A 13,077-nucleotide genomic window follows, 5' to 3' on the forward strand; every position below is an offset into this window, starting at 1 on the left:
GGTTCCACGCGTACCCATCCCGAACACGACCGTTAAGCCCTCCAGCGCCGATGGTACTTGGACCGAAGGGTCCTGGGAGAGTAGGACGTTGCCAAGCACATGAAGCCATTGTTGAGTCATCAACAATGGCTTTTTTGTGTACTCCTTTGCATAAATAAGATATTAGTGCTTGAAGTGTTAGTATATGGAATTTGCAGGAGGATTGTCCACCGTACACGGACTTTAGTCCAAGAATTCGCTTACCGGGGGCTAGATCGCTGAATCCCTTCATAGAGCAGTGTAATATTCTTGACAGGCCAAATGCCCTTTGCTAAGATAGCTCTAATATATTTTTGGACAAGCATCTCAAACCTTAACTGAAGACACTATTTATGTATAACTCCCAGGTCTTTACCGCTGTCTTTCGGGTATGGACTTGATGCCGGAGTTTCTTTATTCATAAGTTGGCGGGCGGGTAGAGAAAAGAATATTTTGAGGAGGAATGACCCAGGTGTGGGAAGATAAGTTTGGTAAAGAGGGATTCACTTTTGATGATGTGCTGCTGGTTCCGCGTAAATCCGAGGTACTGCCCAAGGAAGTGGATCTGACCACTGTACTTAGCAAGAATGTGAAGCTGAACATCCCTTTGATGAGTGCAGGTATGGACACAGTCACGGAAGCTGCTATGGCGATTGCGATTGCCCGTGAGGGCGGGATCGGCATTATTCATAAGAATATGCCCGTAGAGCAGCAGGCGGAAGAGGTGGACCGTGTGAAGCGCTCCGAGAGCGGGGTTATTACCAATCCATTCTCACTTACGCCAGACCACTGGGTATCCGATGCAGAAGTTCTGATGGGCAAATACCGCATTTCCGGTGTGCCGATCGTAGATGAAGGCGGTAAGCTGGTAGGGATTTTGACGAACCGCGATTTGCGTTTCATCCACAATTTCAATATCCAGATCAAAGATGTAATGACGCATGAGAATCTGGTTACTGCTGCTGTAGGAACGACTCTTCAAGAAGCGAAGGGCATTCTTCAGCGCCACAAGATTGAGAAGCTGCCGCTGGTAGACGATCATAATATCCTCAAAGGCCTCATTACCATTAAAGATATAGAGAAAGCCATCCAGTTCCCTAACGGCGCCAAGGATGCTCAAGGACGTCTGCTGGTTGGAGCGGCGATCGGTATCTCCAAGGATACTTTTGAACGTACAGAAGCGTTGGTAAAAGCCGGTGTGGACCTTATCACGGTGGACTCTGCACACGGGCACCATATCAATATTATTGATGCTGTCCGCAAGCTGCGCGAATTGTACCCGGATCTTACCATTGTGGCCGGTAATGTGGCTACTGGTGAAGCTACCCGCGAATTGATTGAAGCCGGAGCTTCCGTAATCAAGGTTGGTATTGGTCCTGGCTCGATCTGTACAACCCGTGTTATTGCCGGGATCGGCGTTCCACAGGTGACAGCCATCTACGATTGTGCGACAGTCGCACGTGAATACGGTATTCCAGTTATTGCGGACGGAGGAATTAAGTACTCCGGTGAGATTACCAAGGCTATTGCCGCTGGTGCCTCGGCAGTTATGATGGGCAGCCTGTTTGCCGGTACGGATGAGAGCCCCGGAGAGTCGGAAATCTATCAGGGCCGTAAATACAAAGTATACAGAGGCATGGGCAGCATGAGCGCGATGAAGCAGGGAAGCAAAGACCGTTACTTCCAGGATGATGACAAGAAGCTCGTTCCTGAGGGGATTGAGGGGCGTGTTGCTTTTAAAGGACTCTTGTCGGATACTGTGCATCAGCTGATCGGCGGTTTGCGTTCCGGGATGGGATACTGCGGCACGAAGACCTTAGAAGAACTGCGCAATGATACCTCATTTATCCGTATTACCGGTGCGGGACTGCGTGAGAGCCATCCGCATGATGTGCAGATCACCAAAGAAGCGCCGAACTATTCTCTGTAAGCTGGATAGAATCGTTTATTTTGCGGACAGACGGGACGAATTCGTCCTGTCTGTCTTTTTTTGCAGATACCCCTGTGTTAGAATAGAACAAGCACTGATCTGAGGATTAAAGGAGAGTCGTAATCATTGAAGTACAAGCGAAAACTAAGCGGTAAACAAATGGTGATCAAGACAGCGACAGTAGGTCTGCTTTTAAATATGTTAGCATTTCCAGCGGCTTCTGCGATGGCAGAGGCGGTAAATAAACCGGCAACCACTGAGGCCGGGACTAAAGCGCCAGCGAAGACTCCCGCCAAAACGGAAGTAGCCAAGATTCCAACCGTAGATTCACTAGGACTGAAGTTGAAATCCGCAGTATTGATAGAGCCGACTACGGGGGAAATCCTATTATCTTTGAATGCGGACGAGCCCTTGCCTCCGGCAAGTATGACGAAGATGATGACGGAATACCTTGTGTCCGATGCAGTGAAGAACGGAAAGATCTCCTGGGATCAGAAGGTTGTTATTCAGGAGAATGCGTCGAAGCAGATCGGATCGCGGATCTTCCTGGCCGCAGGCGATGAACATACAGTTAAAGAACTCTACATAGCCATGGCCGTTGGCTCAGCCAATGACGCTACAGTAGCTTTGGCGGAGCTGGTCGCAGGTTCTGAGCAGGAATTCGTCACCATGATGAACGAAACTGCGAAGAAAATGGGAATGAAGACTGCTCATTTCATCAACTCCACAGGTCTTGACCGTGCGGATATGCCGGAGAAATTCCGCCCGGAAGCCGAAGGCGAGACCTTAATGTCTGCTATGGATGCAGCTCTGCTCGCTAAGTTCATTGTAACCGACCACCCGGATTTCACGGAGTTCACAACGATTCAGTCTTATAAATTCCGTGAACGTGACTCGAAGCCGATGGTTAACTATAACTGGATGCTGGAAGCGAACAAGAATATCCCTAACTTCAAGGCTTACGCTTACCCGGGTCTTGACGGGTTGAAGACCGGTCATACCTCCAGCGCCGGGAACTGCTTCACGGGGACGGCGGTACGGGACGGCATGCGTCTGATCAGCGTTGTGATGGGCGCCAACTCGGAAGCACACCGCTTCACCGAGACGAAGAAGGTGCTTGATTTCGGGTTCAACAACTTCGAGATTAAGCAGGTAGTTGCACCTAAGGCAGTGATTGAGGGAACGGAAACCGTGCCTGTGCTGAAGGGCAAGAACAAAGAAGTGCCCGTGGTTACCGATGCCGGAGTAACGTTCATGGTACCGAAGGGTACAGTATCGCCGAAGATCAAAACTACAGTGGTAACGAATGATCCGGCTACTCTGGTCGCTCCGATTGCTGGAGCCAGCAAAGTAGGTAAGGTCACTTACACGTACCAGATCGAGGGAATGTCTCAGGCCCAAGAGAAGACGGTTAATCTGATTACCGCCGAGGAAGCAGAGAAGGCGGGCTGGTTCAAGCTGCTGCTGAGAGCAATCGGGAATTTTTTCGGCGACTTGTTTAAAGGAATTAAGAACTTGTTCTAACCGATTTGGAGGCCAGGACTGCTTGAGCGGCAAAATCCCAGTAAATAGGTTGTATATATTACCGCCTTGCGGTAGAATTACATGTTAGATTAGGACAGATCTTTCGGGAGGCTAAGATATGGAAACAGGAACTTCGCGAGTCAAAAGAGGTATGGCAGAAATGCAAAAAGGCGGCGTCATTATGGACGTCATGAATGCGGAGCAGGCAAAAATTGCCGAGGCCGCAGGCGCAGTAGCCGTTATGGCCCTGGAGCGTGTACCTTCCGATATCCGCGCAGCAGGCGGTGTAGCACGTATGGCTGATCCTACTATTGTAGAAGAGGTTATCAAGGTAGTGAGCATTCCTGTGATGGCTAAAGCCCGCATTGGCCACTATGTGGAAGCCAAGGTACTGGAATCCCTGGGTGTGGATTACCTCGATGAGAGCGAAGTTCTTACTCCTGCCGATGAAGTGTTCCATATCAACAAACGTGAATTCACAGTTCCTTTCGTATGCGGAGCCAAAGACCTTGGAGAAGCTCTGCGCCGGATTAACGAAGGAGCCTCCATGATCCGTACCAAGGGCGAGCCGGGAACGGGTAACATCGTCGAAGCCGTCCGCCATATGCGCCACATTAACAGCCAGATCCGCAAGGTGACAGGCCTCTCGCTGGATGAGCTATATAATGAAGCTAAGACGCTGGGTGTTCCGTATGAGCTGCTGCTGGAAGTTCATCAGCTTGGCAAATTGCCTGTCGTTAACTTCGCTGCTGGTGGTGTAGCTACGCCTGCGGATGCCGCGCTTATGATGCACCTGGGTGCTGACGGCGTGTTTGTCGGCTCGGGTATTTTTAAATCGGACAATCCTGAGAAGTTCGCCCGTGCCATCGTAGAAGCGACCACCCACTTTACCGATTATAAGCTGATCGCTGAAGTGTCCAAGAATCTGGGCGCTCCGATGAAGGGGATTGATATCGCCACGCTGACCCCGGCTGAACGTATGTCGGAACGCGGCCGTTAATAGAGAGAAGGCTTCGGATGAGAATTGGAGTGTTGGCGCTTCAGGGCGCTGTAACCGAGCATATTGTCAGTATAGAGAAGACCGGCGCGCAGGGCATGCCTATTAAGCGTATAGAGGAGCTTAACGAGGTAGAGGGCCTGATCATTCCCGGAGGCGAGAGTACCACCATCGGCAAGCTGATGCGCAAATATGGCTTCATAGAAGCTATCCGCGAGTTTGCGGGGCAAGGCAAGCCGGTTTTTGGCACCTGCGCCGGTATGATTGTTCTTGCGAAGCAGATTGCCGGAGGGGAACCCGGTCATCTGGAGCTGATGGATATTACCGTGGCCAGGAATGCCTTTGGCCGCCAGCGGGAAAGCTTTGAATGTGACCTGGAGGTTAAAGGGATCGCTGAACCGGTGCGGGCGGTATTCATCCGCGCTCCGCTCATTCAGGGAGTGGGCCCGGACGTAGAGGTCCTTACCCTCTATAACGATGAGATTGTAACGGCACGCCAGGGCAATCTGCTGGTCTGCTCGTTTCACCCGGAACTGACTGATGATTACAGGCTGCATCAATATTTTGCCGATATGGTAGAGGACAGTATGGCAGCCGATCTATAGAACTGCATATAAGGACATCTTGACTCTTTCAAAGCTGCAAACAAAACAGCATTTTGAAAGAGTTTGGGCTGTTTTCAGGAGGGAAACTTTGTGTTAGATGTTAAAGTATTGCGCAGTGATTATGCCAGAGTAGAAGAAGCGCTGAATAAAAGAGGGAAGTCGCTCGATCTGATTGCCGGCTTCCCGCAGCTTGATCTGCGCCGCCGTGAGCTGCTTCAGGAGACTGAAGGACTCAAAAACCGCCGGAATACCGTATCCGGAGAGGTAGCGAAGAAGAAGAAGAATGGAGAACCGGCTGATGATTTGATCGCAGAGATGCGTACGGTATCTGACCGGATCAAAGAATTGGATGATGAGGTACGTGAGCTTGAGGTCAAGATTGACGAGCTGACGATGAGCATCCCGAACATCCCGCACGAATCGGTGCCGGTTGGCAAGTCCGAGGACGACAATGTTGAAGTTCGCCGCTGGTCGGAGCCCAAGGAGCTTGGATTCACTCCGAAATCACATTGGGAGCTGGCGCAGCAGCTGGATATCATTGATTTTGAAGCGGCAGCGAAGGTTACAGGTTCCCGGTTTGCCTTCTATAAAGGACTGGGTGCTAGACTGGAGCGTGCCCTGATCAATTTCATGATGGACCTGCACAGTGGTGAGCATAACTATGAAGAGATGCTGCCGCCTTACATTGTCAATAAGGACAGCCTGTATGGAACCGGACAGCTGCCGAAGTTCGAAGAGGATCTGTTCAAGCTGCGGGATACAGAGTATTATCTGATTCCTACGGCGGAAGTGCCTGTTACGAACTATTACCGCGAAGAGATTCTGACGGCCGGTGATCTGCCGAAGTATCATGTAGCCTACAGCTCTTGCTTCCGTTCAGAGGCCGGATCTGCGGGACGCGACACCCGGGGTCTGATCCGTCAGCACCAGTTCAACAAGGTGGAGCTTGTGAAGCTTGCCAGCCCGGATACCTCTTATGAGGAGCTGGAGAAGATGACTGCCGACGCTGAACGCGTCCTGCAGCTTCTAGGGCTGCCGTACCGCGTCCTGCTGCTCTGTACGGCCGATATGGGCTTCACCTCTGCCAAGACCTATGACCTTGAGGTGTGGCTGCCTGAGAGCGGAATGTACCGCGAGATCTCCTCATGCTCCAATACCGAGGACTTCCAGGCGCGCCGGGCCAATATCCGTTACCGTAAGGAGCCTAAGGCCAAGCCGGAATTCGTGCATACGCTGAATGGCTCTGCGCTGGCTGTAGGACGTACAGTAGCAGCTATTCTGGAGAACTACCAGCAGGCGGACGGCAGTGTGCTGATTCCGGAATGCCTGCAGCCGTATATGCGCAATGTGAAATCTATCCATCCAAAAACTGCTCAATAATTATAGTTGCATATTATTTGTGGGGCGTGGTATAATTCCTAATGCATGTGAAATTTTGATGCATTGGAGAGGTACCGAAGCGGTCATAACGGGGCGGTCTTGAAAACCGTTAGGGTGCAAGCCCACATGGGTTCGAATCCCATCCTCTCCGCCATTCCTTAACATTCAAATTGTGCAGATAGAAGCCGTCCCCATTGGGGACGGCTTTTTTGTTATACCGGGGCCTCTTTTTAATGGAAGGCATTCCAGCGGGAATAAAAAGTCTGCTTTCTCCGCAATGTATTAGAGAAGGAGGCTGATCATAAAGATGGACCGACAATTACAAGTAGACCAGCAAAGTCTGGTGTCTGCCTGGCAGGAGCGCCTGCCGTCACTGATGGAGAGCGGCGACAGCTTCAGCGTACAAGGGGATGCCGCGAACCAGAACAGTCTGCTCATTCATTTCAATGCAGCAGGACGGCAGGGGTATTCGCTGGATTTCCGCTGCACCTATGTGGATAGCCGCGAGGTTGCCGTGGATCTGCTTGATGCCGAGCAGGCCGGGGTACATGCGGACGAGCATGTGGATGCTGTACAGCTTCTGGCACAGCAGTATACGAGACAGATTCATGAATGCGCGCAAGCCCTTCAGGGCTTGACCAATCCATAGGAGGCTAACCAATGAGCAAACCCAAGAGCATGGCTGTACCCGGTGTACAGCAGGACAACCAGGGACCCCGTAAGGAGCATCATTCTTCAGGTCCCGCGCCGTTATCCGGGTCTAAAAAGGTGAAGCAGGCGAACCATGTGGACCATAATAATCCGCAGGGTTAAACACATTTAAAATGAAAATGAAGAGAAATGTTTCTCATAATTGCCAAATGGTTTATCATTAGGGAGGGGAAAGAAACTTTTTACATGGGAGAGGAGAAAAATAATGAACAAAAAATGGGGGTTATCCGCTGCTGCACTGCTGCTTACGGCTGCAGTAATTCTGCCGGGTTGTGCAAAGAAGGAGGAGCCGAAGGAGGCTTTGACTTCAGCCGCAGCCAAAGCTACAGCCATGAAATCTTACGAAATGAAGAGTAAGGTGGTCATTAACGATCTGACGATAGACACCGGTACTAATGAGGCTGACGCTTCGACGGGTCAGATTCTAAGCATGCTTAAGAATGCAGAGCTTACGATTGATGGAGTCTATCAGGCTGAGCCGATGCAGACTGAGCTTACAACGGTTCTGAATCTGAAGGGGGATATGGCGATGTCCTTCACGGTTCCAATGGTTATGTCCGGACAGAAGCTGTACGTCAAAGTCCCTTCGATTCCGTTCCTGCCGATTCCTGAGACGATTGTCAATAAATTCGTAGAGGTGGATCTGAAGAAGCTGGCCGAAGAGCAGGGAACAGAATTCAATCCTGCGCAGATGGATGCACAGAAAGTGCAGAAGCTGTCGAATGAAGTGATGAACACACTGCTGGGCGAGTATGATGAAGCGAAATACTTCAACAATATCAAACCTAAGGATGCCGGCCTGCCTGAAGGCGTAGATGCCAAGCAGGTAGTTCAGTTCCAGGTAACCAATGATAATGTCAAAGAGGCGCTTACGATTCTCGTGAACAACGCATTGCCTAAGATCATGGATATTCTGAGTAAGGATGAATATAAAGATCTGCTGCAGGTTGACCCTGCTGATCTGGCCAAAGCCAAGGAAGAGCTGCAATCCAGCGAGGCACGTGCCGAGTTTGATAAGAGCCTGGCCGATCTGAATAAGTATCTTACCATTAACCAGTTCCACCTGAACACTGCGGTTAATAAAGATGACTATCCGGTATACCAGGATATGCTCATGGACATCAAGGTTAATGATCCTGAGAAGGGTGAGAACGTCACCTTATCCATGAATGCAAGCAACCAGTACAGCAAGATCAATGAGAAGCAGACCTTCAAGATTGGCATTCCGCAAGGCGATGATGTCATTACTCTGGAAGAGCTGCAGCAGCAATTCGGAGGCATGGGTACAAGTACTTATTAATCCAATAGTGCAGTATACACAAATCCCGTATGAGCGACATCCGCTGATACGGGATTTTTACTTTTCCTCAGCTGGTGGTGGCGGCAAGGTGGAACTAGCCGTTACTGGGACTTCTGCTCCTGTGGAAGAAAATCCTCTGCCAGAATGGCGTAGGTGCGATGGTCCTGCCATTCTCCGTTGATTTTGATAAAGCGGCGGGCCAGCCCTTCCGCCTGAAAGCCGTTCTTCTCCAGCACTCTGCGCGAGCCGGTATTATGAGGCAGGATGGCGGCCTGCACCCGGTGGAGTCCCAGCGAGCGGAAGGCATATCCAAGAATCAGCTGCACCGCTGCGCTGGTATATCCCTTACCCTGTCTCTCATGATCAATGAAATAGCCGATATCGGCAAATTGTCCGACTCCCCGTACCACATTGGAAATCGTAATCTGTCCGATCAGCTCGCCGCTTAGCAGGTAGATCCCGAACATATACGCGCTGTCCTGCTGTGCATCCAGGATACGCTGATTAATCAGCTGCCGCTGGCTCTCCAGCGTGAAGTAATCATGATCCCGGAGAGGCTCATACTGCTGATGCTCCTTCCGGTTGCGCAGACGGAGGTCAAGCAGCGCTTCGGCATCCGTAAGCTTCAGCAGAGAGAGGTAGATTCCCTGAGGGGTATTATACAGTTTAAATGACATTAGGCATCCTCCTTGGGGAAATAGTATGTTGGGTGGTTCAAAGCTTAGCTGGTCTCTGACGCAGCTTGCGGAAGAAGGAGGTCAGCAGCTCCGCGCATTCTTCCTGCAGCACGCCCTGGATGACCTCTGTGCGGTGGTTAAAGCGCGTTTCCTCCAGCAGGTTCATCAAGGTGCCTGCACAGCCGGCCTTGGGGTCGGGCGTGCCGTACACCGTAAGCGGCACTCTGGCCTGCACCATGGCCCCTGCGCACATGGGACAGGGCTCCAGGGTCACGTAGAGCCGGCAATCGAGCAGGCGCCATGAACCCAGCGCTGTACTGGCTTCGCGGATCGCCACCATCTCCGCATGGGCAGTGGAATCGAGTGTGGTTTCACGCAGATTGTACCCGCGGCCAATAATGTGATCCTTGTGGACGACCACTGCGCCAATCGGTACTTCGCCCAAGGCTTCGGCCTTACGGGCTTCTCCTATCGCTTCTGTCATCCAATATTCATGAATGGCCCGCTCCTCTGCGGACAACTCTTCAAGCCTGATATTCAAATTCATCTTCCCTTCTATTATGGCCCCTTGTACAACGAACAAATATTCGTTCTTAACAAATTGTGTACAACTCTGTGGATAACAGCCGACTTATACACAATTTTGTACACACCGTAATTTAGCAAAATGTTTATATGTGCATAACCTGTGGATGGTTTCCTACTTATTGTAGAGAAACTGTCTCTATAATTCAATATCTGCCAGTGTTTAGCTGCTGGGAAATGTCTTTTCAAATGGAAGGGCAAAAGGTATGATAATTAGGAATGCCCCGCTAGGATTTACCAGCGGATAAGAGGTGAACAATACGGTTGTCCATAAAAACGAAATTATCAGCGATTATATTTGGTTCAGTACTCTTAATCTTGATGCTTAACCTAACACTTAATCTGTATACAGCCCGGAGTAATCTGCGTAATGAGAGTGTCAGCAATATGAAGATTACTGCGAAGCAGGTTGCCGTTTCGGTTGAACAGAGCAGCTACAGCTCCAACTACGTGCAGCACAAAATTGCCCAGAATCTGCGAATGACCGCAATACTGGCGTCCTATGAGCTAGACCCGGACATCAGGAATATTAACAATGAGCAGTTGAAGGATCTGTCCATTAAGCTGGGTGTGTCTAATATCTCGCTGCTGGTGAAGACCGCCGATGATATTATCGTTGCCAGGTCTTCCGATCCCGCAGAGATTGGACTTTCAACCAAGGGTATGGGTTTTTGGTATGTGGCTTTCCTGGAGTTGTTTGCAGGCCAGCAGGTCTCTGTCGATCAGGGACAGGCCCTGCAGAATTTCTGGTCCGGTCCGTTTGAATACTCAACCTCCAATCCCGAGTACATTGATAAATGGGGTTATTATTATGATGGTACCCGCAACTATATCATAGATCCGTATGTCCGTAGTACAGCGGTAAGCGATTATGTCAAAATCATGAATCCCGATGAAATTATCCGGGAGTCCAAAGCCGTAAACCCCGGCATTCTGGAGATCACGGGGATAAATCCGAAGACTTTTGGAGCGCCCAGCATGCTGCCTGACGGCACCGATCCCAAGAATACCAAGCTGCGCAACCGCCCTATCCAATACGGTACTTATACATACGGCAATATGGCAGAGGATAAAGCGGCCATCCGGGAAGCGCTGAACAAGGGCGAGCCGATCACGCTGGATACAGAGGCACTGGGTAAAAGAGTACTCAAGAGCTTCATTCCCATTAAGCAGCCGGGATCTGCCGATTACGTGATCAGTGTGGTAATGGATTACGGGGCTATCTCTTCGGTAATCAAAGAGCAGCTGATCAACAATATCACCACCTCGGTGCTGCTGCTGATTATCTTTTTCTTAGCCAGTTATGTTATGGCTGGTGTTGTGACACGCCCGATTCAGGATATACTGGCTAAGGTAAATGATGTGGCCATGGGTAAATTTGAGCCCGCGCTTACGGTAACAAGCCGTGATGAGCTGGGACAGCTTGCCCAGCGCATCAATGCGATGACAACACATCTGCTGCAGCACACGAACCGGCTGGGGCAGACGCTGGAGGAGAACCGCGCGGTGAAGGAGCATCTGGAGTCGGTGATTAACGGGACCTCGGATGCGATTCACACGGTGGATATGGACGGGCGGATTATCAGTACGAATAGAGCCTTCGAGGAACTCTATGGATGGGGTGCAGAGGATGCTCTGGTCAAGCCGCCTTATCTCGTTCCGGCCACCGTTCAGAAGCAGGAGAGCCTGCGCTTGCAGCAGCTGAAGGACGGGGCGGCGCTGCCGCCTGTTGAGACGGTCAGACTGAAGCGCGATGGCTCGCTGGTCGAAGTCAGCGTCAGCAGCTCGGTCATCCGCGATGAGGAGGGCCAGCCGCAATCGGTTGTACACGTATCCCGTGATATGACCGAGCGCAACCGGATTGAGGAGCTGCTCAGACGCTCGGAGAAGCTCACTACAGTCGGCCAGCTCGCCGCAGGGGTTGCCCATGAGATTCGTAATCCCTTGACTACCCTGAGAGGGTTCCTGCAGCTTCAGCAGGAGAAGAAGGTTCTGGTTCCGCTGCACATTGATCTGATGCTCTCGGAGCTGGACCGGATCAATCTGATTGTAAGCGAGTTCCTGATTCTGGCCAAGCCCCAGGCTGTTCATTTCCAGCAGAGGGATTTGCGGCATATTGTCGGCGATGTAGTCTCCCTGCTTGATAGCCAGGCGCACCTGTTCGGCATCGAGTTCGCAACGCATTTCTCGGGCGTACCCGCTATGGTGCACTGTGAAGAGAATCAGCTGAAGCAGGTATTTATCAATGTGATCAAAAATGCGATTGAAGCGATGCCGGACGGTGGAACGATTACCCTGGAGCAGCATCAGCAGGATGATTCTGTAGTTATAGTGATCACGGATGAAGGCGGAGGTGTGCCTGAGGACATGCTGCCCAAGCTGGGAGAGCCGTTCTTCACGAATAAAGAGTCAGGAACGGGGCTGGGCCTGATGGTCAGCCAGCGGATCATTCAGGCCCACAAAGGCAGCCTGGAGATAAGCAGCGAGTACGGCCGGGGGGCACAGGTGATAATCAAGCTGCCTGAAGCGAAAGAATCGGACCCTCCGGCCGGCATGAATATAGAACGGAGTGAAGACAAACATGAGAATCAATAAGTTCATCAGTGAGACAGGATATTGTTCACGCCGTGAAGCAGACAAGCTGGTCGAGGGGGGGAGAGTCACCATCAACGGTGAGCTTGCTCTGCTGGGCAGCCAGGCCGAAGCGGGGGATACAGTGCTGATTGACGGACAACCCCTTGAGAAGGGCAGCAGGATCGTTTATATTGCGCTTAATAAGCCGGTGGGCATCACTTCAACCACAGAAGCGCATATTCAGGGCAATATTGTCGATTTCATTGGCCATGAGGAGCGCATATTCCCCATTGGCCGGCTCGACAAGGATTCCGAAGGATTAATTCTGCTGACGAATGACGGAGACATCGTTAATAAAATATTGCGTTCGGAAGGCAGACATGAGAAGGAGTACGTGGTGACTGTAGACAGGCCGGTCACTCCATCCTTCCTTACAGGCATGTCAACCGGGGTGAAGATTCTGGGCAGCAAGACGCTTCCCTGTGAGGTTACACGGATCAGTGAGCGGGTATTCCGGATTATTCTTACCGAAGGCAAGAACCGGCAGATCCGCCGCATGTGCAGCGCGTTCGGCTATGAAGTACGGCGTCTGCAACGTATCCGGGTGATGAATATCCGGCTGGGCGCCCTGCAGACCGGGGAATGGCGTGAGCTGTCACCGCAAGAGAAGCAGGAGCTTGGTGTCATGCTGAGCTATGAGCTGCAATAAGCTGTATCTACGATATGAATGGATACAGCAAAGAAAAGAGCTATCCCTATAAGCCGGTAACGGCCTC

General features: G+C 51.2%; 12 protein-coding genes, 1 tRNA gene and 1 rRNA gene. 12 read left to right on the forward strand and 2 right to left on the reverse strand.

Annotated elements, in window-relative coordinates:
- The 10 genes from rrf to HQN87_RS31045 all read left to right on the forward strand — a co-directional run.
- A 5S ribosomal RNA gene (gene rrf / locus HQN87_RS31000) occupies nucleotides 1-97 on the forward strand; the annotation flags it as partial.
- Nucleotides 98-490: 393 nt separating this feature from the next.
- On the forward strand, nucleotides 491-1,948 hold the full coding sequence (gene guaB, locus HQN87_RS31005; RefSeq protein ID WP_173141048.1) for an IMP dehydrogenase: 1,458 nt from the start codon (nucleotides 491-493) through the stop codon (nucleotides 1,946-1,948).
- A 159-nt stretch (nucleotides 1,949-2,107) separates the two neighbouring features.
- Complete coding sequence (locus tag HQN87_RS31010; protein WP_173141129.1) at nucleotides 2,108-3,472, forward strand: D-alanyl-D-alanine carboxypeptidase family protein; 1,365 nt, start codon at nucleotides 2,108-2,110, stop codon at nucleotides 3,470-3,472.
- A 118-nt stretch (nucleotides 3,473-3,590) separates the two neighbouring features.
- Nucleotides 3,591-4,472, forward strand: a complete 882-nt coding sequence (pdxS, locus tag HQN87_RS31015) for a pyridoxal 5'-phosphate synthase lyase subunit PdxS (protein ID WP_173141050.1) — start codon at nucleotides 3,591-3,593, stop codon at nucleotides 4,470-4,472.
- Between the two features lie 17 nt (nucleotides 4,473-4,489).
- Complete coding sequence (gene pdxT / locus HQN87_RS31020) at nucleotides 4,490-5,074, forward strand: pyridoxal 5'-phosphate synthase glutaminase subunit PdxT (RefSeq protein ID WP_173141052.1); 585 nt, start codon at nucleotides 4,490-4,492, stop codon at nucleotides 5,072-5,074.
- A gap of 90 nt (nucleotides 5,075-5,164) precedes the next feature.
- Nucleotides 5,165-6,454 carry a serine--tRNA ligase gene (gene serS, locus HQN87_RS31025; protein WP_173141054.1) on the forward strand — a complete coding sequence of 430 codons (1,290 nt, stop codon included), beginning with the start codon at nucleotides 5,165-5,167 and terminating at the stop codon, nucleotides 6,452-6,454.
- 65 nt (nucleotides 6,455-6,519) lie between these two features.
- Nucleotides 6,520-6,608, forward strand: a tRNA-Ser gene (locus HQN87_RS31030).
- A gap of 153 nt (nucleotides 6,609-6,761) precedes the next feature.
- Entirely contained in the window at nucleotides 6,762-7,103 is a 342-nt protein-coding gene (locus tag HQN87_RS31035) for a hypothetical protein (RefSeq protein WP_173141056.1), read from the forward strand.
- Nucleotides 7,104-7,114: 11 nt separating this feature from the next.
- Nucleotides 7,115-7,267, forward strand: coding sequence for a small acid-soluble spore protein P (locus HQN87_RS31040; RefSeq protein ID WP_173141058.1), 153 nt, complete (start codon nucleotides 7,115-7,117; stop codon nucleotides 7,265-7,267).
- A gap of 103 nt (nucleotides 7,268-7,370) precedes the next feature.
- Nucleotides 7,371-8,465, forward strand: a complete 1,095-nt coding sequence (locus tag HQN87_RS31045; protein ID WP_173141060.1) for a DUF6612 family protein — start codon at nucleotides 7,371-7,373, stop codon at nucleotides 8,463-8,465.
- Nucleotides 8,466-8,566: 101 nt separating this feature from the next.
- Here HQN87_RS31045 and HQN87_RS31050 read toward each other — a convergent pair whose 3' ends face one another.
- Together HQN87_RS31050 and tadA are read right to left on the reverse strand one after the other, a co-directional pair.
- The gene (locus HQN87_RS31050) at nucleotides 8,567-9,142 is read right to left on the reverse strand and encodes a GNAT family N-acetyltransferase (RefSeq protein ID WP_173141062.1); all 576 of its coding nucleotides are present in this window, start codon (nucleotides 9,140-9,142) and stop codon (nucleotides 8,567-8,569) included.
- A 37-nt stretch (nucleotides 9,143-9,179) separates the two neighbouring features.
- Nucleotides 9,180-9,689 (reverse strand): tRNA adenosine(34) deaminase TadA, encoded by a 510-nt coding sequence (tadA, locus tag HQN87_RS31055; protein ID WP_173141064.1) that lies wholly within the window; start codon nucleotides 9,687-9,689, stop codon nucleotides 9,180-9,182.
- A gap of 359 nt (nucleotides 9,690-10,048) precedes the next feature.
- Between tadA and HQN87_RS31060 the strand changes: the two genes are divergently transcribed.
- Both HQN87_RS31060 and HQN87_RS31065 read left to right on the forward strand, forming a co-directional pair.
- Nucleotides 10,049-12,322 (forward strand): HAMP domain-containing sensor histidine kinase, encoded by a 2,274-nt coding sequence (locus HQN87_RS31060; protein ID WP_246553199.1) that lies wholly within the window; start codon nucleotides 10,049-10,051, stop codon nucleotides 12,320-12,322.
- The gene (locus HQN87_RS31065; RefSeq protein ID WP_173141068.1) at nucleotides 12,309-13,010 is read left to right on the forward strand and encodes a pseudouridine synthase; all 702 of its coding nucleotides are present in this window, start codon (nucleotides 12,309-12,311) and stop codon (nucleotides 13,008-13,010) included. The genes HQN87_RS31060 and HQN87_RS31065 overlap by 14 nt, the downstream gene beginning before the upstream one ends.
- The last annotated feature ends 67 nt before the right edge of the window (nucleotides 13,011-13,077 follow it).

Source organism: Paenibacillus tritici (genome assembly GCF_013204885.1).
In the GTDB taxonomy this organism is placed as follows: domain Bacteria; phylum Bacillota; class Bacilli; order Paenibacillales; family Paenibacillaceae; genus Paenibacillus_AQ; species Paenibacillus_AQ tritici.

Bases quoted from the DNA above. Each gene is read 5' to 3' on its own strand.
- HQN87_RS31010 (WP_173141129.1), top strand. From the start codon at position 2,108: ATGGTGATCAAGACAGCGACAGTAGGTCTGCTTTTAAATATGTTAGCA.
- pdxS (WP_173141050.1), top strand. From the start codon at position 3,591: ATGGAAACAGGAACTTCGCGAGTCAAAAGAGGTATGGCAGAAATGCAA.
- pdxT (WP_173141052.1), top strand. From the start codon at position 4,490: ATGAGAATTGGAGTGTTGGCGCTTCAGGGCGCTGTAACCGAGCATATT.
- HQN87_RS31035 (WP_173141056.1), top strand. From the start codon at position 6,762: ATGGACCGACAATTACAAGTAGACCAGCAAAGTCTGGTGTCTGCCTGG.
- HQN87_RS31040 (WP_173141058.1), top strand. From the start codon at position 7,115: ATGAGCAAACCCAAGAGCATGGCTGTACCCGGTGTACAGCAGGACAAC.
- HQN87_RS31045 (WP_173141060.1), top strand. From the start codon at position 7,371: ATGAACAAAAAATGGGGGTTATCCGCTGCTGCACTGCTGCTTACGGCT.
- HQN87_RS31050 (WP_173141062.1), bottom strand. From the start codon at position 9,142: ATGTCATTTAAACTGTATAATACCCCTCAGGGAATCTACCTCTCTCTG.
- tadA (WP_173141064.1), bottom strand. From the start codon at position 9,689: ATGAATTTGAATATCAGGCTTGAAGAGTTGTCCGCAGAGGAGCGGGCC.
- HQN87_RS31060 (WP_246553199.1), top strand. From the start codon at position 10,049: ATGCTTAACCTAACACTTAATCTGTATACAGCCCGGAGTAATCTGCGT.
- HQN87_RS31065 (WP_173141068.1), top strand. From the start codon at position 12,309: ATGAGAATCAATAAGTTCATCAGTGAGACAGGATATTGTTCACGCCGT.